General features: G+C 66.8%; 17 protein-coding genes. 12 read left to right on the top strand and 5 right to left on the bottom strand.

Features of this window, described 5'->3' with window-relative positions; translation table 11 throughout:
• Positions 1-69: 69 nt before the first annotated feature.
• From QP552_RS18995 to QP552_RS18965, 7 genes are all read left to right on the top strand, one after another.
• Positions 70-363, top strand: a complete 294-nt coding sequence (locus tag QP552_RS18995; protein ID WP_005411287.1) for a LysM peptidoglycan-binding domain-containing protein — start codon at positions 70-72, stop codon at positions 361-363.
• A 45-nt stretch (positions 364-408) separates the two neighbouring features.
• Positions 409-921 carry a hypothetical protein gene (locus tag QP552_RS18990; protein WP_099555121.1) on the top strand — a complete coding sequence of 171 codons (513 nt, stop codon included), beginning with the start codon at positions 409-411 and terminating at the stop codon, positions 919-921.
• A gap of 557 nt (positions 922-1478) precedes the next feature.
• Positions 1479-3701, top strand: a complete 2223-nt coding sequence (locus QP552_RS18985) for an NADP-dependent isocitrate dehydrogenase (protein WP_286074366.1) — start codon at positions 1479-1481, stop codon at positions 3699-3701.
• 365 nt (positions 3702-4066) lie between these two features.
• Entirely contained in the window at positions 4067-5032 is a 966-nt protein-coding gene (locus tag QP552_RS18980) for a hypothetical protein (RefSeq protein ID WP_106551114.1), read from the top strand.
• On the top strand, positions 5025-5573 hold the full coding sequence (locus tag QP552_RS18975; protein ID WP_049429001.1) for an ATP/GTP-binding protein: 549 nt from the start codon (positions 5025-5027) through the stop codon (positions 5571-5573). Before QP552_RS18980 ends, QP552_RS18975 begins: the two co-directional genes overlap by 8 nt.
• Positions 5566-5982: a roadblock/LC7 domain-containing protein gene (locus QP552_RS18970; protein WP_049429000.1), complete on the top strand. Its 417-nt coding sequence runs from the start codon at positions 5566-5568 to the stop codon at positions 5980-5982. The genes QP552_RS18975 and QP552_RS18970 overlap by 8 nt, the downstream gene beginning before the upstream one ends.
• Positions 5983-6035: 53 nt before the next feature.
• Positions 6036-6395, top strand: coding sequence for a hypothetical protein (locus QP552_RS18965; RefSeq protein ID WP_049424080.1), 360 nt, complete (start codon positions 6036-6038; stop codon positions 6393-6395).
• 214 nt (positions 6396-6609) lie between these two features.
• On the opposite strand, the gene QP552_RS18960 is transcribed toward QP552_RS18965, so the two are convergent.
• On the bottom strand, positions 6610-7572 hold the full coding sequence (locus QP552_RS18960) for a transposase (RefSeq protein ID WP_286074365.1): 963 nt from the start codon (positions 7570-7572) through the stop codon (positions 6610-6612).
• A gap of 248 nt (positions 7573-7820) precedes the next feature.
• Positions 7821-8558 carry a KilA-N domain-containing protein gene (locus QP552_RS18955; protein ID WP_286074364.1) on the bottom strand — a complete coding sequence of 246 codons (738 nt, stop codon included), beginning with the start codon at positions 8556-8558 and terminating at the stop codon, positions 7821-7823.
• Positions 8559-8799: 241 nt separating this feature from the next.
• Here QP552_RS18955 and aceK point away from each other — a divergent pair, with 241 nt between their 5' ends.
• Positions 8800-10530, top strand: coding sequence for a bifunctional isocitrate dehydrogenase kinase/phosphatase (gene aceK / locus QP552_RS18950; protein WP_106551117.1), 1731 nt, complete (start codon positions 8800-8802; stop codon positions 10528-10530).
• Positions 10531-10596: 66 nt separating this feature from the next.
• Complete coding sequence (locus QP552_RS18945) at positions 10597-11484, top strand: energy transducer TonB (RefSeq protein ID WP_286074362.1); 888 nt, start codon at positions 10597-10599, stop codon at positions 11482-11484.
• A gap of 34 nt (positions 11485-11518) precedes the next feature.
• Here the strand turns inward: QP552_RS18945 and QP552_RS18940 are convergent, their stop codons facing one another.
• The 3 genes from QP552_RS18940 to trxA all read right to left on the bottom strand — a co-directional run bounded on the left by QP552_RS18940 (position 11519) and on the right by trxA (position 15609).
• Positions 11519-13093 carry a sensor domain-containing diguanylate cyclase gene (locus tag QP552_RS18940; RefSeq protein WP_286074361.1) on the bottom strand — a complete coding sequence of 525 codons (1575 nt, stop codon included), beginning with the start codon at positions 13091-13093 and terminating at the stop codon, positions 11519-11521.
• A gap of 209 nt (positions 13094-13302) precedes the next feature.
• Positions 13303-15051: a transcription termination factor Rho gene (rho, locus tag QP552_RS18935; RefSeq protein WP_142806871.1), complete on the bottom strand. Its 1749-nt coding sequence runs from the start codon at positions 15049-15051 to the stop codon at positions 13303-13305.
• A gap of 228 nt (positions 15052-15279) precedes the next feature.
• On the bottom strand, positions 15280-15609 hold the full coding sequence (gene trxA / locus QP552_RS18930; RefSeq protein WP_005411275.1) for a thioredoxin: 330 nt from the start codon (positions 15607-15609) through the stop codon (positions 15280-15282).
• A 511-nt stretch (positions 15610-16120) separates the two neighbouring features.
• On the opposite strand from trxA, the gene rhlB reads away from it, so the two are divergent.
• From rhlB to ftsX, 3 genes are all read left to right on the top strand, one after another.
• A complete protein-coding gene (rhlB, locus tag QP552_RS18925; protein ID WP_106551110.1) occupies positions 16121-17845 on the top strand; it encodes an ATP-dependent RNA helicase RhlB in 1725 nt (574 codons plus the stop codon).
• 126 nt (positions 17846-17971) lie between these two features.
• Positions 17972-18658 carry a cell division ATP-binding protein FtsE gene (gene ftsE / locus QP552_RS18920; RefSeq protein ID WP_111112972.1) on the top strand — a complete coding sequence of 229 codons (687 nt, stop codon included), beginning with the start codon at positions 17972-17974 and terminating at the stop codon, positions 18656-18658.
• A gap of 3 nt (positions 18659-18661) precedes the next feature.
• Entirely contained in the window at positions 18662-19609 is a 948-nt protein-coding gene (gene ftsX, locus QP552_RS18915; protein WP_286074358.1) for a permease-like cell division protein FtsX, read from the top strand.
• Position 19610 lies beyond the last annotated feature (1 nt).

Genomic DNA, 19610 nt, shown 5'->3' with positions numbered 1-19610 from the left:
GCACCATCCCCGTTTAACAACCGCCATGGCACCGTGCGAGCCACGTAGTCATGCAGACGGGAGTTGTGGATGAGTACCGAGAAGAAAGCCGATTTCTCCGGCGTCAGTGCCAGCGTCGACAGTACCGCCGAGCAGGTGCCGAAGGCGGACTTCTCCGGCGTCAGCGCTTCGGTGGACAGTACCGCCGAGATCGTCAGCGGCGGCACCTACACCGTGCAGAAGGGCGACTCGCTGTCGAAGATCGCCAAGCAGCATCTGGGCGACGCCAACGCCTGGAAGAAGATCTTCGAAGCCAACCGCGATGTGCTTGACGACCCGGACAAGATTTTCCCGGGCCAGACCCTGAAGCTGCCGCCGAAGTAAGCCGGCGATCGAACGCCGTCCGACAATCCCTGGGAGGAACCCCGAATGATCAAGACCACCCCGCTCCAGACCGCCCTGATCGCCGCCCTGCTGGGCAGCGTCGCCCTGGTCGGTTGCAAGAAGAAGGAAGAGTCGACCGACACCAACGCCGCTCCGGCCGCCACGGCTCCGGCCGAGCCGGCAGCGCCGGCGCCGATGACCGGTGCACCGCCGCCGATGGCGGAAGCTGCTGCGGTCAGCGTTTCCACCGTCACCGTGGGCAAGACCGCTGCCGCCGACAAGTCGGTCGCCCCGGCTGCACTGTTCTCGCCGAAGGATGACGTCATCGTCTCGGTCAAGACCGATGGCGCTGCCAACAACGTCAATGTCGGCGCCAAGCTGACCTTCCAGGACGGCCAGGTGGCCGGCGAACAGACCGCGACCCTGAATGCCAGCGGCGCGGAGACCACCAACGTCACGTTCAAGAATGCAAAGGGCTGGCCGGCCGGCAAGTACCGCGCCGAGGTCATGGTCGATGGCAAGGCGGCCGGAACGCCGCAGGAGTTCGAGGTCAAGTAAGTCCTGCCGACTCTCTCCCGACAGGACTCACGATGGACGCAGCCGCGAGGCTGCGTCCTTTTTTATTGGGCGATGGTTGGCTTCATCCACGCATGGCGTGGATCTACCGATGCTGGAGCCGGGCTTCATCCACGCATGGCGTGGATCTACTGATGCTGGGGCCGGGTTTCATCCACGCATGGCGTGGATCTACTGATGCTGGGGCCGGGTTTCATCCACGCGTGGCGTGGATCTATCGATGCTGGGGCCGGGCTTCATCCACGCGTGGCGTGGATCTACTGATGCTGGGGCTGGGTTTCATCCACGCGTGGCGTGGATCTGTTGACGGTGGCGTCTGCGTAGATCCACGCCATGCGTGGATGGATCACAGCGTTGCCGCCGTGCAGTACCGCCGCGTATGGCGCGGCTTTGCCCCGCGCGGCTGAAAACGCGACAATGCAGGGGTTTCCCCGCCGCGCGCCCACCCTGACGGCGACGGGGGAAAGCGACACGGTTGCACGTGGCCCGGCGCTGGCGCCGGCCTTCCCCTGAGCATTGCTACAGAGTCCAAGTCCCCCATGTCCAAGATTCTCTACACGCTGACCGACGAAGCCCCGTTCCTGGCGACCCAGTCGCTGCTGCCGATCGTCGACGCCTACACCGCCACCGCCGGCATCGTGGTGGAAACCCGTGACATCTCGCTGTCCGGCCGCATCCTGTCGCAGTTCCCGGAACTGCTGTCCGATGCGCAGAAGGTCAGCGATGACCTGGCCGAGCTGGGCCAGCTGGCGACCACCCCGGACGCCAACATCATCAAGCTGCCGAACATCTCCGCCTCGGTGCCGCAGCTGAAGGCGGCCATCAAGGAACTGCAGGATCAGGGTTACCCGCTGCCGGATTACCCGGAAACCCCGGCTGACGACCAGCAGCGCGACTACAAGGTACGCTACGACAAGGTCAAGGGCAGTGCAGTGAACCCGGTGCTGCGCGAAGGCAACTCCGACCGCCGCGCACCGCTGTCGGTGAAGAACTACGCGCGCAAGCACCCACATCGCATGGGCGCCTGGGCGTCGGATTCGAAGTCGCATGTCGCGCACATGGCCGCCGGCGATTTCTACGGCAGCGAGAAGTCGGCCACCCTGGCCAATGCCGGTTCGCTGAAGATCACCTTCCACGGCAAGGACGGCAGCACCGTCGTGCTGAAGGAAAAGACCGCGGTCAAGGCCGGCGAGATCGTCGATGCCGCGGTGATGAGCCGCAAGGCACTGGCCGCCTTCATCGGTGAGCAGATCGCCGATGCCAAGGCCCAGGGCGTGCTGTTCTCGCTGCACCTGAAGGCGACCATGATGAAGGTCTCCGACCCGATCATGTTCGGCGTGGCGGTCAACGAGTTCTACAAGGACGTGCTGGCCAAGCACGCCGACGTGCTCAAGCAGGCCGGTTTCGACGCCAACAACGGCATCGGTGACCTGGCCGCGCGCCTGCCGTCGCTGCCGGAAGCCACCCGCGCCGCGATCGAAGCCGACCTGGCCGCCGAGTACGCACAGCGTCCGGGCGTGGCCATGGTCAATTCGGACAAGGGCATCACCAACCTGCACGTGCCGAGCGACGTGATCGTCGACGCCTCGATGCCGGCGATGATCCGCGACTCCGGCAAGATGTGGAACGCCGAAGGCAAGCTGCAGGACACCAAGGCGGTCATTCCAGACCGCTGCTACGCTGGCGTGTACCAGGCCGTCATCGACGACTGCAAGGCGCACGGCGCCTTCGATCCGGCCACCATGGGCTCGGTGCCGAACGTCGGCCTGATGGCGCAGAAGGCCGAAGAATACGGTTCGCACGACAAGACCTTCCAGATCGCCGCCGATGGCGTGGTCAAGGTCACCGACGATGCCGGCAACGTGGTGTTCGAACACGCCGTGGAAGCCGGTGACATCTGGCGCATGTGCCAGACCAAGGACGCGCCGATCCAGGACTGGGTGAAGCTGGCCGTCGAACGCGCCCGCCTGAGCAGCACCCCGGCCGTGTTCTGGCTGGATGCCGCCCGTGCCCACGACGCACAGGTCATCGCCAAGGTCGAGCAGTACCTGAAGGACCACGACACCAACGGCCTGGACATCCGCATCCTGCCGCCGGTGGAAGCGACCGCGTTCTCGCTGGACCGCATCCGCAAGGGTGAGGACACCATTTCGGTGACCGGCAACGTGCTGCGCGACTACCTGACCGACCTGTTCCCGATCATGGAACTGGGCACCAGCGCCAAGATGCTGTCGATCGTGCCGCTGATGGCCGGTGGCGGCCTGTTCGAGACCGGCGCCGGTGGTTCGGCCCCGAAGCACGTGCAGCAGTTCGTCGAAGAGGACTACCTGCGCTGGGATTCGCTGGGTGAGTTCCTGGCCCTGGCCGCGTCGCTGGAACACCTGGGCAACCGCTACGACAACGCTGCCGCCCGTGTGCTGGCCAAGGCGCTGGACGAAGCCAACGGCCAGTTCCTGGACAACGACAAGTCGCCGTCGCGCAAGCTGGGTGGCATCGACAACCGTGGCAGCCATTTCTACATCGCGCTGTACTGGGCCCAGGCACTGGCCGCACAGGACGAAGATGCTGCCCTGAAGGCACGCTTCGCACCGCTGGCCAAGGCGCTGACCGACAACGAGCAGAAGATTGTCGAAGAGCTGATCGCTGTGCAGGGCAAGGCCGTGGACATTGGCGGCTACTACCGCCCGGACGTGGCCAAGGCGAGCAAGGCGATGCGCCCGAGCGCGACCTTCAACGCCGCGCTGGAGCAGCTGCGCGGCTGATCCATCGCCGCCTGGTCGTGACACCGGAACCCGCGCCTCGGCGCGGGTTTCTTTTTGCCTCCTCCGGGGTCAGATCCCTTTTGCGCGCAGAGGGATCTGACCCCAATCTGCTTTGGGGGGCGGATCCCTCTGCCCGCAGAGGGCTCCGACCCCATCCCCCCAGCGGCCAGAACCGTGAAATCCGTCAACCGGCGTAATGTCGTCAAGAGGGCATGAAACTTGCCCACGATGGCGGTCGCAGAATGGATCGGCACGGGTTTGCAGCCGCCTTCAATCTGAGCAATCGATCACGACGGTTGCCTCCAGCGATGCCCTAGCCTTGGCGACGCGAGACCACCGGGGAGGTGGTCGCACGGGGAACACCGATGGCACGCGTGCTGGTAGTGGGAACCGACATCCAGGGCGAACAGGCTCTGCTGCAGCGTCTGCGCCTGGCCTCGGCCCTGCCTGATGGCCAGATCCGTCGCAGCCAGGACCTGGACGACTGCGACCTGCTGGTCATCCGCGATACGCCGGCGCTGCGCAATGCAGCCCTGCGCATGCGCCAGCAACGCCCGCGACTGCAGTGCTGGATAGAGGATCTGGGGGGCCAGCTGCGCGACGGCGATGGCCACCAGGACGTACTTGATGACGGAGCCATCGGCCGCGCGCTGCGCGGGATGCAGTTGGCAGTGGAGCCCCTGGCCATGCACGCACCCGCACCGATCCGCCTGGCCGATGGTGCACACGCCATCACCCGCCTCCTGCGCGAGCGGCTGCCGTTGCGCCAGGGCCAGGCCCTGCTCTGCGATGCCGGAGAGCCGGTACTGCTGATGGACCTGGAGCACGACCAGGCGGTGCTGCTGCAGGAGCCTGCCGCTGCGCTGGTCGAACGCCTGGCCGATGCCTTCGAACGCCTGCAGCTGGATGCGCTCACGCCGGCGCGCCTGCAGGCCCTGGCCGCTGATCGGCCGCGGCAGCCGCTGCGGCCCCTGCTGTGGCAGTGGGCACAGCGCAGCCGCCATTGGCAGGCGCTGGACGAGCGCTTGCGTGGTGCTTCGGTGAAGCTGCTGCGCTGGCCCGACTTCCGTGTGCTGGGCCATGACCACGATGGCTTCCGGCTGTGCTCGCTGCTGCTCAAGCGCGCGTGCACGGTGGACGAGTGCGCGATGCTGCTCGAGCTGCCAGCCGCTGCCGTGCGCGACTTCATCCATGCCGCCTACCTGTGCGGCTACGCGCAGCTGCAGGCATCCGCCGCGGCACCGGTAGCGGCGCGTGCGGCCGGCGCGACCGACAATGGCCTGCTCGCCCGCCTGTGGCGGCACCTGCGCGGGAGCGAGCGCAATGCGTGAGCACAAGGTGGTGGTGCTCGGTGGCATGGGCAGTGGCAAGTCGACCCTGGTGCGCAGCATCGCGGCCGGGGCGGTGATCGATACCGATGTGGCCAACAGTGACCGCGTCGGTGCCGACAAGGCGTCCACCACCGTCGCCCTGGACTATGCCGATATCGACCTGCCCAATGGCGAGCGCCTGCGCCTGTACGGCACGCCGGGCCAGCAGCGTTTCGATTTCCTCTGGCCGATCCTGCTGCAGGGCGCCCGCGGCGCCGTGCTGCTGCTGGATGCGCGGCGCGCGGGCGTGGTTGCCGAACTGGAGGATTACCTGCAGGTGCTGCGGCCGTTCGCATCGTCATTGGCGCTGGTGGTGGCCGTCACCCATCTCGACCAGGCACCGCATGCCGCGCTGGACGACTGGGCCGCACGCGCCAGCCTCGATGATCAACCGCTGCCCTTGCTGGCAGTGGATGCCCGCGACCGCGAACAGGGATTGCTGCTGATGGATGTATTGATGGGCGAGATGGAAGCGCATGCACTGGTGGCCGCGCATGGCTGACGGGCAGGTGGCGGTACTGCCCGATGCCGGCCAGCGTGAGCGCCTGCAGCCGCTGCTGCAGGACCTGCGGCAGCGGGTGGAAGGCGTACGCACGGTGGTGCTGGCCAGTGTCGATGGCTTCGCCCTGGTCAGTGCCGGTGCCGAAGGGCGTGGTGAACGCCTGGCAGCGATGACCAGCGCGATGCTGGCGCTGGCCGCAGCGGTGGGGCGCGAACTGGTGCTGGGTGATCTGCAGACGCTGATGCTGGAGGCCGCGGGCGGCAAGGTGCTGATGCTGGCGATCCAGGCCGAAGGGCGCGCGCCGCTGCTGCTGATGGCGGCCTGCGACCAGCGCAGCGTGATCGGCCAGGTGCTGTGGCAGAGCAGGGAATGTGGCCAGGCGATCCTGGCTGAACTCGGCGGATCGTGAGCCCGGCCGCAGGGGAACGAGGGGCTCGAACCAACATCGACAAGGGGTGCGACGTGGCTGGATTGAATGAATCGTTGAACGCACTGATGGGCATCGACGGCGCGCAGGCAGTGGCGCTGGTCGACTACGAAAGCGGCATGTTGCTGGGCGAGGCCGGTGCCGGCATGGACATGGAAGTGGCCGCCGCCGGCAACACCGAAGTGATCCGCGCCAAGATGAAGACCGCCGCATCGCTGAATCTCAACGACAGCATCGAGGACATCCTGATCTCGCTGGGCAAGGCGTACCACATCATGCGCCCGGTGGCGAAGAAGAAGGGGCTGTTCTTCTACATCGTGCTCGACCGTACCAAGTCCAACCTGGCCCTGGCCCGGCGCAAGGTGCAGGACGTGGAGGCCGATCTGGCGATCTGAACCGCCGGCTTCTGTGGAGCCGAGCATGGGCTCGGCTCCACAGGAGAACGAAACGTCATGCTCGGCTGCGCTTCGCATCTGTAGAGCCGAGCCATGCTCGGTTGTGCTTCGCATCTGTAGAGCCGAGCCATGCTCGGTTGTGCTTCGCATCTGTAGAGCCGGGCCATGCTCGGCTGCACTTTGCATCTGTAGAGCCGAGATCCTATGTTCGCGGTCAAGCCCGCTGGAAGCAGGCTTGACCCACTTTCAGCATGGCTGGATCGAAATCCCGACCACTTTTGAAGACGCCCCACGCAATCTTGGCCAGCTTTCTGGCCAGGATGTTGAAGCTGGCGGTGCTGCTATGGCCGCGCTCGCGGATGGCGGTGTAAAGAGGTTTGCCCCCTTTCGAGCGGGTCAGGCCCATGGCTGCCATGTAAAGAATCTGGCGCAGGCTGGCGCTGCCACGCTTGGACAGACGCCGTCTGCCGATGCGGGCGCCGGACTCGTTGGGTCGCGGATCCAGGCCGGTGCAGGCAATCCAGGCATCTGCGCTGGCCAAGGGCCAGCGTGTGATGTGATGGGTGATGAAGGCGGCCACCGTCGGTCCGATCCCCGGGATGGTCATGATCCGCCGATACAGGTCGCACTGTTCACCCGTGCGGCACAGCTGCTGGATCTGCTGGTCCAGCGAGGCGATGGCCTCTTTCAGAGCGCTGAAAATATGCGCGAAGCTGGCAGACCGTGGTGCATCCGGACCCAGCGATAGAGTGAGCTTCGCCTTGCTCCGGACCAGGCTGTCACGTTGCTGGAGCAGTACATGCAGCCGCTCCTGCGCAGGCGAACGGGCGACATGCTCGTGCAGATTGTCGGCCTCCTTCGCGATGTAGCGCGCGATAACCTGTGCGTCGCCAGAGTCGGTCTTGCCGCGGCAAGCCACCCCTTTGGCGTAATGCTTGATGTCGCGCGGATTAAGCACAAAGACGGCGTGGCCGGCCTTCTGGGCAGATTGAGCCACAAGCTCATGGTAGCGATTGGTCGCCTCCACCCCAATGCGAGACCTGGTCGGCAGGCCAGACAGCCACTTATCGATGGCCGATGCTGAATTGGCGATTCGAGTGCTGCCCTTGGTGCCATGGCGTGCCACCACAAAGCTCTTTGAGTCGGCATCGATACCGACAGCCAAACGATCTGACATCTGCGCAACTCCCAGCTATTGTTGAGGGGCTGGGGTGGTACCGCACCACGTTGGCTTGCCTACATCGGCGGTCCTCAAAGGCCGCTAGATCCTTTATCGACGTTAAGGTGCGGGATGGGGATCGCTCGGCTCGTCTGTCGGCTGGTACCCGCAGATATCATGTTGACGGTCCCTCCACCCTGGTTCCTACATACCTCGTAGGAGCCGGGAGGAACATACAAGCCATGCTCGGCTGCTTCCAGCCGTAGTCACGGCGCCGGAAGCAGCAGCGCGGTCACGAACGAAAGCGCCTTGCTGTCGCGCGCTGCAAAGTACGCCGGTGCTTTCTCGGGGAGCCATACTTCATTGAAGTGGCGGCGGAAGTCCTCGTAGAACTCGTTGGGGTACAGCTTGGCCGGCACCGTGCGCCCATCCGGGTAGGTGTGGTCATACGTCGGCAGTGCATCGGTGTCGACACCCCGTTGGTCCCTCAGCCACTTGCAGAACAGGCGCCCTTCGGAAATGTCCGGCACCAGCGCCTGCGGCAGGGTGTAGCCAGCCTGTTCAAGCGGTGCAATCAGGTTCAACGTCAGCTCGTTGAGCATCGAGAAGTGGGTGTACGGCACCCTGGCCCGGTTCTGCATGTAGCGCTCGATATGCGCGGGCATCACCGCGTTGGCGCGACCCTGCTGCCATTCCACCACCCACTGCGCCACCTTCACCGCGAACTTGCGGGACAGCCACTGGCCCAGGTTGATGGCCAGATAGGGATGGATCCAGGTGCCCTGCATGGTCGGGATTCCGCCGGAGACCACGTGGATGAGTTCGTGCTCGGCCAGCCCGGTCTGGAGGGTGAGCTCCTGCAGGAACTCCTCCGTCGATTTCAGTGCCCGGTAGTCGGACCAGCGCTTGTTCACGGACTGGCACAGCGCGGTGGCGCTGATGTAGCCGTCTCGCACCCGCTGCGGGATTACGTTGCCTTCCTCCATGCGTGGGATCAGGGTCATTTGCTGCATGCGTCACCTCGTGCCGTTGTGAGCCTGGAAGGGTAGGCAACGCGGTGGACCGGGGTCTGTAGGAATCGTTGCGTTTTCGTGGGACGCAATGGGCCTGCCCCTGCAGAGCCGGGCCGACGCTCGGCTGTGCTTCGGGCAGATTGCGGTGAACCGGGCCGGGCATGGGCCCGGCTCTACACAAGCAACCCCACGCCAGCGTATGGTGAAGCCGGTCCCACCGGGTGAGTCCTGCATGTCCGAGCCTCACATTGCTGCCGAGCTGGCACCGCGCATCGCGGTGGCCATCCGCGATGGCTTCGAGGATTACCACGCTCGATTCGCAGGCGTGACCGCCCGCGCGCGGCAGCGCTTCGAGCAGCGCGACTGGGCCGGTGCCCGGCAGGATGCGGTCGAGCGCATTGCGCTGTACGACCTGTGCGTGGCCGAGCAGATGGATGCACTGCGCCGCCTTGCCGGCGAGGCGATCGGCGAACGTGCGCTATGGCTGCAGGTGCATGCGCAGTACAGCGCGCTGCTGCAGGGGCTGATCGACGCCGAGCTGTACAAGACCTTCTACAACACGTTGTCGCGACGCATGTTCGCCACCCGCGGCGTGGATCCGGCGCTGGAGTTCATCGCATTCGATGTGGAGCCCTCCGATGCCATCACCCATCCGGTCGCGCGACATACCTACGCGGTTTCGCCGACGCGGCCGGTGGAGGCGCTGCAGCGCGTGCTGGCCGACTACCGGTTCGACATTCCCTACGTACATCAGCTGCGCTGTGCGGCGGCGATCGCGGTGCGCCTGCAGGATGACCTTGCCCATTGGGGCGATACACCGGTGCGCAGCATCGAGCTGCTCGACACCGTGTTCTATCGCGAGCGCCGCGCCTACCTGGTCGGCCGCGTGTTCGGCGAGCATCGGTTCTCGCCGTGCGTGATCGCGCTGGTCAACGACGAACGTGGCCTGCGCGCCGATGCGGTGCTGACCCGGCGCCGGGACGTGGCCCACCTGTTCGGCGTATCGCGCAGCTATTTCCAGGCCAACCTGGCCACGGTAGGTGATGCCGTGGTGTTCCTGCGCAGTCTGCTGCCGGGCAAGCCCATTGATGAGATCTACACCGTGCTGGGCCGTGCCAAGCAGGGCAAGACCGAGCGCTACCGCACCTTCTTCCGCCACTTCAACGAGCATCCGCAGGAGCGGCTGGTGCATGCCGAAGGCACGCCGGGCATGGTGATGGCGGTGTTCACCCTGCCCAGCTATCCGCTGGTTTTCAAGCTGATCCGCGACCGTTTCGCATGGCCCAAGGCGATGTCGCGGCAGCAGGTGGAAGAGAAGTACGCGCTGGTGTTCAACCTCGATCGCGTCGGCCGCCTGCTCGACGCGCAGCCCTATCGCCACCTGCGCTTCCCGCGCGACCGCTTCGCTCCTGCACTGCTGGACGAACTGCTGCAGCAGTGTGCACAGAGCGTGCGCGTCGATGGCGACGAGGTGGAGATCGCACTGTGCTACGTGCAGCGCCGTTTCCGTCCATTGAACCTGTACCTGCGCGAGCAGGGCGGGGAGGCGGTGCGTGCAGCGGTGCTCGACTACGCGCAGGCGATCACCGACATGGCACGCAACAACATCTTCCCCGGTGACATGCTGCCGAAGAACTTCGGTGTGTCGCGGCACGGCCGGGCCGTGTTCTACGACTACGACGAACTGTGCCTGGTCAGCGACTGCGTGTTCCGCGCCTGGCCGCAGCCGCGCACACCGGAGGAAGCACTGGCTGACGAACCCTGGTTCCATGTGGGGCCGCGCGATGTGTTCCCCGAACGCTTCGGCCCGTTCATGGGCCTGCCGGCGGGTGAACTGGCCGCGGTCCGCGAGCACTACCGGCATCTGTTCGATCCGGCGTGGTGGCAGGGCCTGCAGGAGCGCTTCGCCCGCGGTGACTATCCGGATACACCGCCCTATGCTGGCGCGCACCGGTTGGCGTAGCCAGGCCGAACTGTCGCGGATGTGAAGACTGCGCTACGCTCGGCACTCATCACCAAGGATCCGGCAATGATGCGTCCCCCCCTGTTCCTCGCTCTCGCGTTGGCCATCGGTGCCGGCGCTCCCCTGCTTGCTGGCGATGCCAGCGCACAGACCACGCGCGCGGTGCGTGCGACCGCGGAGATGAGCATGGTGCTCTCTGGCCAGATCGAGGTCACGCCCGAGGGCGCGGTCAGCTCGCTGGTACTGGACCAGAAGTCGATGCTGTCTCCGAGCATCGCGTCCTTCGTGGAGGGCACCATCGGAGGCTGGCGCTTCGAACCCACCCTGCGCGATGGCAAGGCGGTGGCCGCACGTGCGCCATTGCGGGTGCGCCTGCGGGGCAAGGCGATGGCCGATGGTGGCTACGAAGTCAGCATGACCAGTGTCAATTTCAGCGAGTACGATGAGAAGGCCACCGATTCGGTGACCCAAGGGCGCATGACACCCCCGCGTTATCCGGAAGAGGTCTATCGGAGCGGTGGGCAGGGTGAAGTGCTGCTGGTGGTCAGGATCGCGCGTGACGGCACGGTGGCCGATGTCGTTGCCGAGCAGGTGAACATGACCCTGGTCGGACGCGAGCGCACCCTTGCCAAGATGCGCGAGATCCTGGCCAGGGCCGCCGTCAGCAGTGCCCGCAAGTGGACGTTCAACCCGCCGACCACCGGCGAAGCCAGCACCCGCGACAGCTGGACGGTACGCATACCGGTGAATTTCGGCCTGAACGATGATCCCAATGGAGCGGAGCGCTATGGCCGCTGGCGTGCCTTCATCCCGGGCCCGCGGCAGACCGTGCCGTGGCGCAAGGCGGACCCGATCGAGCAGGCCGGTGGCGATCTGCTGCCCGAGGGTGGCATCTACATGGTGGACGGCGCCAAGCGCGGCCTGCGCCTGCTGACTCCGCTGGAGCAGGGCTGACGATCACTGCGGAGCCGGCCAGACCGGCTCCGCGTCAATCGGCGTAGGGGTAGACCACCACCCGGTTGCGGCCCTGCTCCTTGGCCAGGTACAGCGCCTTGTCGGCCAGCCGCAGGGCCTGCTCGGCGTCGATGTGGAAGCTTGGGAAATGGGCCACGCCCAGCGAGACGGTGATGGTGCCGACCGGTTCAAACGGATGGTCGGCAATGTGCTGGCGCAGACGCTCGCCAGCCTGTCGCGCTGACTCGGCGCTGATGCCCGGCAACAGCAGCAGGAACTCCTCGCCACCGGCGCGGCAGAGGATGTCGCTGTCGCGCGAGTAGCGGCGCATCTGGTCGGCGATGTGGACGATGGCGGCGTCGCCGACATCATGGCCGTGGTTGTCATTGATCGATTTGAAGCGATCGATGTCCAGCGCCAGGATCGCGAACGGGATGCCCTGTACCTGCAGGGCATCCAGTGCCTGCTGCAGGCCGCGGCGGTTGAGCAGGCCGGTCAGCGGATCGGTGCGGCTGGCGCGGTTGAGCGTGCCGATGCGGTCCTGCAGCGCATTGAAGCTGTGCAGTACCGCCTGCTTCAGCTGGGCGACCTCGAAGTACCACGCGCGGATGCCGCTGACGTGGTTGATCGCGTTGCCGGTGTCTTCGCCGCCCTGCACGTTGCGCGCGAGCTGCCACAGCGGCATCGAGATGCGGCGCGCGAACCACCAGGTGATCAGCAGCGACAGCAGGCCCAGCGGGATCGCGTTCCAGATCACCGCGGTCATCAGCCGCGACAGCGGCTGCAGCGTGGCCTCGGTCGGGCGCTGGGCGATGATGCCCCAGCCGGTGGCCGCCACCGGTGCGTAGCCGGCCAGCATCGACACGCCCAGGTTGTTGCGCACCTGCTGCGCGCCGCGCTCGCCACGCACCACGGCCTTCACCGCGGGGTTGCCGACCACGTAGTCGCCCACCCGCTTGCCGTCGGCGTGGTACAGCAGGCGGCCATGACGGTCGACCACGTACAGGTAGGAACCATCACGGTAGTAGTGCTTGCCCAGAAGCGTGTGCAGCGCGCTGCGCTGGCGCAGGTACAGGGTGCCGCTGACGTAACCACGGTAGTGGCCCTGGCGATCGAAGATCGGGTGCGACAGCGAGACCAGCAGCTTGCCGGTGGCCGACTGGTACGGGTCGCTGATCATCGGCTGGCGCGCGGCCAGTGCGGCGTTGTTGCCGACGCTGTGCAGCACTTCGCCCTGCAGCTGCAGGGTCTGCGGTGAGGTGGCGATCACCAGGCCGTCGGCATCCACCACCAGCGAAGAGTTGAAGCTGTTGGTCTGCAGCTGCAGGCGGCTGGCTTCGTCCTGGGCCTGCGCCGGATCGAGATTGCCCTGGCCGAGCCGGGTGGCGGCGTAGGCCAGTTCCTGCTGGGCGGCCAGCAGGAAGTTCTGGGTCGTCTCGGCGAGCTTGGTGGCGTAGACGCGGTTGGCTTCCAGAGTGTTGCCGACCAGCTGGTCGCGCTGCACCCGGTAGCTGGCCAGCAGGGTGTTGGCCAGCGCGATGACCGCACTGAGCAGGGCCAGGGCGAGGATCAGCTTGCCCAGGTTGAGGCGGGGAGACAGCGTTCGCATGCGTCGACGGATCCGGCAGGAGGCTGGACCCGACCGGTTCTCCGGAAGGGGCGACAGCGGGAATCGGTGGCCACGCCCTCGGGGCCGGGCAGGGCATCGGGCGGATTATCGCCAAAACCGGGCGGCGGTGAAGTGAAGTGGGTCGCCCTGCAGGCAAAAAAAAACCTGCCGCAGCGAGCGGCAGGTTCTTTTCGATGCAATGCCGTGGATCAGCGCTTCATCGAACCGAAGAACTCGTCGTTGGACTTGGTGTTCTTCATCTTGTCGAGCAGGAATTCCATCGCGGCCATTTCATCCATCGGATGCAGCAGCTTGCGCAGGATCCAGATCTTCTGCAGCAGCTCCGGCTCGATCAGCAGGTCTTCGCGGCGGGTGCCCGAACGGTTGATGTCGATGGCCGGGAACACGCGCTTTTCAGCGATACGACGGCTCAGGTGCACTTCGCTGTTGCCGGTGCCCTTGAACTCTTCGTAGATCACCTCGTCCATCTTCGAGCCGGTATCGACCAGCGCGGTGGCGATGATGGTCAGGCTGCCGCCTTCTTCCACGTTGCGCGCGGCACCGAAGAAGCGCTTCGGGCGGTGCAGGGCGTTGGCGTCCACACCACCGGTCAGCACCTTGCCCGAGCTCGGCACCACGTTGTTGTAGGCGCGGGCCAGGCGGGTGATCGAGTCCAGCAGGATCACCACGTCCTTCTTGTGCTCGACCAGGCGCTTGGCGCGCTCGATGACCATTTCGGCCACCTGCACGTGGCGCGCGGCCGGCTCGTCGAAGGTCGAGCTGATGACCTCGCCGCGCACGGTGCGCTGCATTTCGGTCACTTCTTCCGGGCGCTCGTCGATCAGCAGCACGATCAGGTGCACGTCCGGATGGTTGGTGGTGATGGCGGTGGCGACCTGCTGCATCATCATCGTCTTGCCGGCCTTCGGCTGGGACACGATGAGCGAGCGCTGGCCCTTGCCCTGCGGTGCCATCAGGTCGAGGATGCGGCCGGTGATGTCTTCCGACGAACCGTTGCCACGCTCCAGGGTGAAGCGGCGGCGCGGGAACAGCGCGGTCAGGTTCTCGAACAGCACCTTGTTCTTCGACGCTTCGATCGGCTCGCCGTTGATGGTGTCGACGATGTTCAGCGCGAAGTAGCGCTCGCCGTCCTTCGGGAAGCGGATGCGGCCGGAGATGTGGTCGCCGGTGCGCAGGTTGAAGCGGCGGATCTGGCTGGGCGAGATGTAGGTGTCGTCCGGGCCGGCCAGGTAGCTGGCTTCGGCCGCGCGCAGGAAGCCGAAGCCGTCCGGCAGGATTTCCAGCACGCCGTCGGCGGCGACGCCGTCACCATGGCGGGTCAGCACCTTCAGCAGGGCGAAGATCACGTCCTGCTTGCGGGCGCGCGCCACGCCTTCGGAGATCTGCAGCTGCTCGGCGATTTCCAGCAGCTTCTGTGCCGGCATGCGCTTGAGGTCGCTCAGCGAATAGACCGGGAAGCCTTCCGGTACGTTCGCATGCGGGCGCGGCACGAAGGGCTGCTGCTCGCCGCCGTCATTGGGCATGCCGTCGTCGCGGAAGCGGTTGTTGTTGTTGCGGTCACGGTCGCGGCGGTTGCGGAAGCGGTCACGGCGGTTGCCCTGGCCTTGCCCCTGGCCCTGCTGGCCGTTCTGGTTGTACGGGTTCTGGCCCTGGTTCTGGCCACCCCCCTGGTGGTTCTGCTGCCGCGGCTGGCCGGATTCGCGACCCTCACCACCTTCGCCACCGCCACTGCTGGCAGGGGCCTCGGCGGCGGGCGCGCTCGGTGCGGGGGCGGGGGCCGGTGCCTCGGGCGCGGCGGCCAGCGGCAGGGTCGGCTGCGCCGGAGCGGCGCTGGTTTCGGCGGCTGCCGGAGCGGCGGCCTTGCTCACGCGGGGCTTGCGCACGCGCTTTTCGGCGGGCGCATCGGCGCTGCCGGTTTCGGAAGTGTTATCGGACAAGAGCGTTATTCCTCGCTTGAAGGTGCGAGCGCCCGGCTGGGGCGGCGAACGTTGGGAATGGGTCTGGAAGAAACTGCGTCCAGAGGGTGCGGCACGCGAACGCGGCCGGATGTGCCGACACTATCATCGGCCTGCGGCGCCGTGCAAGGGCTGCCGGGAACAGCATTCATCATGGACGCGGGGCGCCCGCCGGCAGCCGCGGGCGGCGGCTGCCGGAAAACAGCAGGATCAGGCCAGGGCCTTGTCCAGCAGGCCGGCCAGCTGGGCCTTGCCCACCGCACCGATCTGCTCGCCGACCTTCTCGCCGTCCTTGAAAACGACCAGGTACGGAATCGAACGCACGTGGTACTTGGCGGCCAGCGCACGGTTGTGGTCGACGTTGACCTTGGCGATCTTGGCGCGGCCCTGGTAGGCGTCGGCCAGTTCGTCCAGCGCCGGGGCGATCATCTTGCACGGGCCACACCATTCGGCCCAGAAATCGACCAGCACCGGTTCCTTGGAATTCAGCACTGCGCTATCAAAGTCGGCGTCGCCGACATGTACAACCTTGTCGCTCATCTTGGTTTCTCGTCTTGGATTGCACCCGGCCATGCCGGAGGTGGGTGAACTGGGCCATGCCCGGTGGCGCGACCCTCGTCGTTGCCTCGCGGCGCACTGCCGCGGTGCGTTCGGCGGGATGCCTGGACGCTCACGGCCGGCAGTGTACCCCTATCGCAGGGCGGGGACAGGCGCCGGCTGGAACCCAGCGTATCGTGATCGCTTCGAAGCTCGGTATGTGTCGGATTTCACTGTCTTCCTGGAGATGGGGGTGGCAGCGGGCGACACCAGCGGGCCCGGCGGGGGCGTTCAAGTCCCGTGTGGCTGGGTGAAGGTTTGCCGTCTCTCTGGTTGGTGAGACAGGGCATTCCGGTTTGCCGGCCCGAGTGCGTTAAACTGGGCCATTGTGCGGCGCACGGACCGGGTGGTCCCAGCCTGCCAACCCGCCGCAGGGGCCGCAGTTTGCGACGGTGCCCCTAGACGATGAAGTGCCAGCCGCCCCACGGGCCGGCGGCCATACCAAGACGGACTCATGAGCGACAAACCGCTGACCGATTTGACCTTTTCCTCCTTCGAGCTGCATCCGGCCCTGCAGGCCGGGCTTGAAGGAGCCGGATTCACCCGCTGCACCCCGATCCAGGCGCTGACCCTGCCGGTCGCGCTGCCCGGCGGTGATGTTGCCGGCCAGGCCCAGACCGGCACCGGCAAGACCCTGGCCTTCCTGGTCGCTGTCGTGAACCGCCTGCTGACGCGTCCGGCGCTGGCCGACCGCAAGCCGGAAGATCCGCGCGCGCTGATCCTCGCCCCGACCCGCGAACTGGCCATCCAGATCCACAAGGATGCGGTGAAGTTCGGTTCCGACCTGGGCCTGCGCTTCGCCCTGGTCTACGGCGGCGTGGATTACGACAAGCAGCGCGAACTGCTGCAGCAGGGCGTGGACGTGATCATCGCCACCCCGGGCCGCCTGATCGACTACGTCAAGCAGCACAAGGTGGTCTCGCTGCACGCCTGCGAGATCTGCGTGCTGGACGAAGCCGACCGCATGTTCGACCTGGGCTTCATCAAGGACATCCGCTTCCTGCTGCGCCGCATGCCGGAGCGCACCACCCGCCAGACCCTGCTGTTCAGTGCCACCCTCAGCCATCGCGTGCTGGAGCTGGCCTACGAGCACATGAACGAGCCGCAGAAGCTGGTGGTCGAAGCCGAGACCATCACCGCTGCCCGCGTGCGCCAGCGCATCTACTTCCCGGCCGACGACGAGAAGATCCCGCTGCTGCTCGGCCTGCTGTCGCGCAGCGAAGGCGCGCGCACCATGGTCTTCGTCAACACCAAGGTGTTCGTCGAGCGCGTGGCGCGTTCGCTGGAAAAGGCCGGCTACCGCGTGGGCGTGCTGTCCGGCGACGTGCCGCAGAAGAAGCGCGAGAGCCTGCTCAACCGCTTCCAGAAGGGCCAGCTGGAAATCCTGGTGGCCACCGACGTGGCTGCGCGCGGCCTGCACATCGACGGCATCAAGTACGTCTACAACTACGACCTGCCGTTCGATGCCGAAGACTACGTGCACCGCATCGGTCGTACCGCGCGCCTGGGTGAAGAGGGCGACGCGATCAGCTTCGCCTGCGAGCGCTACGCCATGGGCCTGCCGGACATCGAGGCCTATATCGAGCAGAAGATTCCGTCCGAGCCGGTCACCAAGGAACTGCTGACGCCGCTGCCGCGCCCGGAACGCCCGGCACCGGCTGCAGGCGAGGAAGGCGAGGACAACGAAAGCGTCGGCCAGATCTTCCGCGAAGCGCGCGAAGCCCGTGCCGCCGAGGAAGAGCGTCGGGGTGGCGGCCGTAGTGGCGGCCGTTCCGGCGGCGGTGGTGGCCGTGGTGGCCGTGACGGTGAGCGCAGCGGCGAACGCCGTTCGCGTGGCCCGCGCAAGCCACGCGTGGAAGGCGAGCAGGGCGCTGCCGCCCCGGCCGCCGGCGTCGAAGGCGCCACCGCCCAGGCTCCGCGCCCGCCGCGCCCGCCGCGTGCCGAAGGCGCACCGGAAGGTGCGGTGGACGGCGAGCACAAGCCGCGCAAGCGCCGTCGTCGTCGCCACGGCCGTCCGGTCGAGGGTGCCGAGGGCGTGCAGGCCAATACCGGCAACGGCGCCAGCCCGGTCACCCCGGTGCAGGTGGTGGCCAAGCCGGTGCGCACGGCCGCTGATACCGGCGATTCGTTCCTGACCCGCATCGGCCGCAAGATCCGCCGGATGCTGTCGGGCAACTAAGCCGGTAGCGCCGGGCCATGCCCGGCGAGCGAAGCGGCCTCCGTCCGGGGCCGCGATGCCGGAAGGTTTTCACCGGGCATGGCCCGGCGCTACCGATCCGTCGCGCCGCTCCTGCATAATCGGGGCATGAGTGTCCTGCGCTTCGACAATGTCAGCAAACAGTACGCCGGTGGCCACGAGGCGTTGACCGATGTCAGCTTCGAGGTCGCGCCGGGCGAGATGCTGTTCGTCACCGGCCATTCCGGTGCGGGCAAGAGCACCCTGCTCAAGTTGATCCACCTCGACGAGCGGCCCAGCCGCGGCGCGGTGGTGTTCGACGAGCGCAACCTGCTGAAGGTGCGCGGCGGCGACATCCCACGCCATCGGCGTGCGGTCGGCGCGGTCTACCAGGACCACCGCCTGCTGATGGACCGTTCCATCGCCGAGAACGTGGCGCTGCCATTGATCCTGCGCGGCACCCGCCGTGGCGATATCGGCAAGCGCGTGCGTTCGGTGCTGGAGCGGATGGGCCTGGGCCATCGCGAGAAGGCGCTGCCTTCGCAGCTGTCGGCCGGCGAGCAGCAGCGCGTCGGCATCGCCCGCGCCATCGTCGGCGAACCCAAGCTGCTGGTGGCCGACGAGCCGACCGGCAACCTCGACCCGACCCTGGCGGCGGAGATCATGGCCCTGTTCGCCGAACTGCCCTCGCGCGGCACCAGCGTACTGGTGGTCAGCCACGACCTGCCGCTGCTGCGCCGCATGCGCAAGCGCGTGCTGATCCTCGACCACGGCCGGCTGGTGGATGACATCTCGCCGCAGGACCTGGCGGAGTAACCCATGGCGAAGAACGAAAACAGCGAAGCCGCCGCCCCCTCGCGCGTGGGCGTCTGGTTCCAGCACCACGTGCACAGCGTGGTGTTCAGCCTCGGCCGTGCTTTCCGCAAGCCGTGGGCGACCCTGCTGACGGTGATGGTCATGGCGCTGGCGCTGGCCCTGCCGCTGGGCCTGTCGATCGCGCTGGACAACCTCAAGCAGTTCGCCGGCAGCGTGCAGCAGTCGCGCGACATCAACGTGTTCCTGAAGGGCAATGTCGATGGCCCCGGCGCGCTGCGCCTGGCCGGCCAGCTGCGCGACCGCGATGACGTGGCCGAAGTGAACGTGCGCACGCCCGAGCAGGGCCTGCAGGAACTGCGCGATGCCGGCCTCGGCGAGGCGATCGACGCACTCAATGACAACCCGCTGCCCTCGCTGCTGGTGATCACCCCCGGCCAGGGCAAGGACGATGCACGCCTGGCACGCGCGCTGGAGAGCCTGCCCGAGGCCGACCTGGTGCAGCACGATGCACTGTGGCGCCAGCGCCTGGATGCCTGGCTGGCGTTCGGTGCGCGGCTGGTGCAGGTGCTGTCGGTGCTGCTCGGCGTCGGCGCCGCGCTGGTGGTCGGCAACACCGTGCGCCTGGACATCCAGGCCCGCCGCGAGGAGATCGGCGTGCTGCAGCTGCTCGGTGCCAGTGACGGCTTCATCCGCCGCCCGTTCCTGTACCTGGGCGCGTGGTACGGCCTGGGTGCCGGTGCGGTGGCGCTGGCCCTGATCGGCGCCGCCGGTGCCGCGCTGCGCTTGCCGCTGGCTGAACTTTCCCGCAGCTACGGCAGCCCGTTCGTGCTGCACGGCCTGGACCTGCTGCATGGCGGCCTGGTCCTGCTCGGCACACTGCTGCTGGGCTGGCTGGGCGCGTGGCTGGTGACCGGCCACTTCCTGCGCCAGACGCGCCCGACCGACACCTGAG

Origin of the sequence: Stenotrophomonas sp. 59 (assembly GCF_030291095.1) — a bacterium.
GTDB classification, from domain to species: domain Bacteria; phylum Pseudomonadota; class Gammaproteobacteria; order Xanthomonadales; family Xanthomonadaceae; genus Stenotrophomonas; species Stenotrophomonas maltophilia_Q.
Note: the sequence above shows the minus strand (reverse complement) of the source record. Positions and strands in the feature narration are given on the sequence as shown.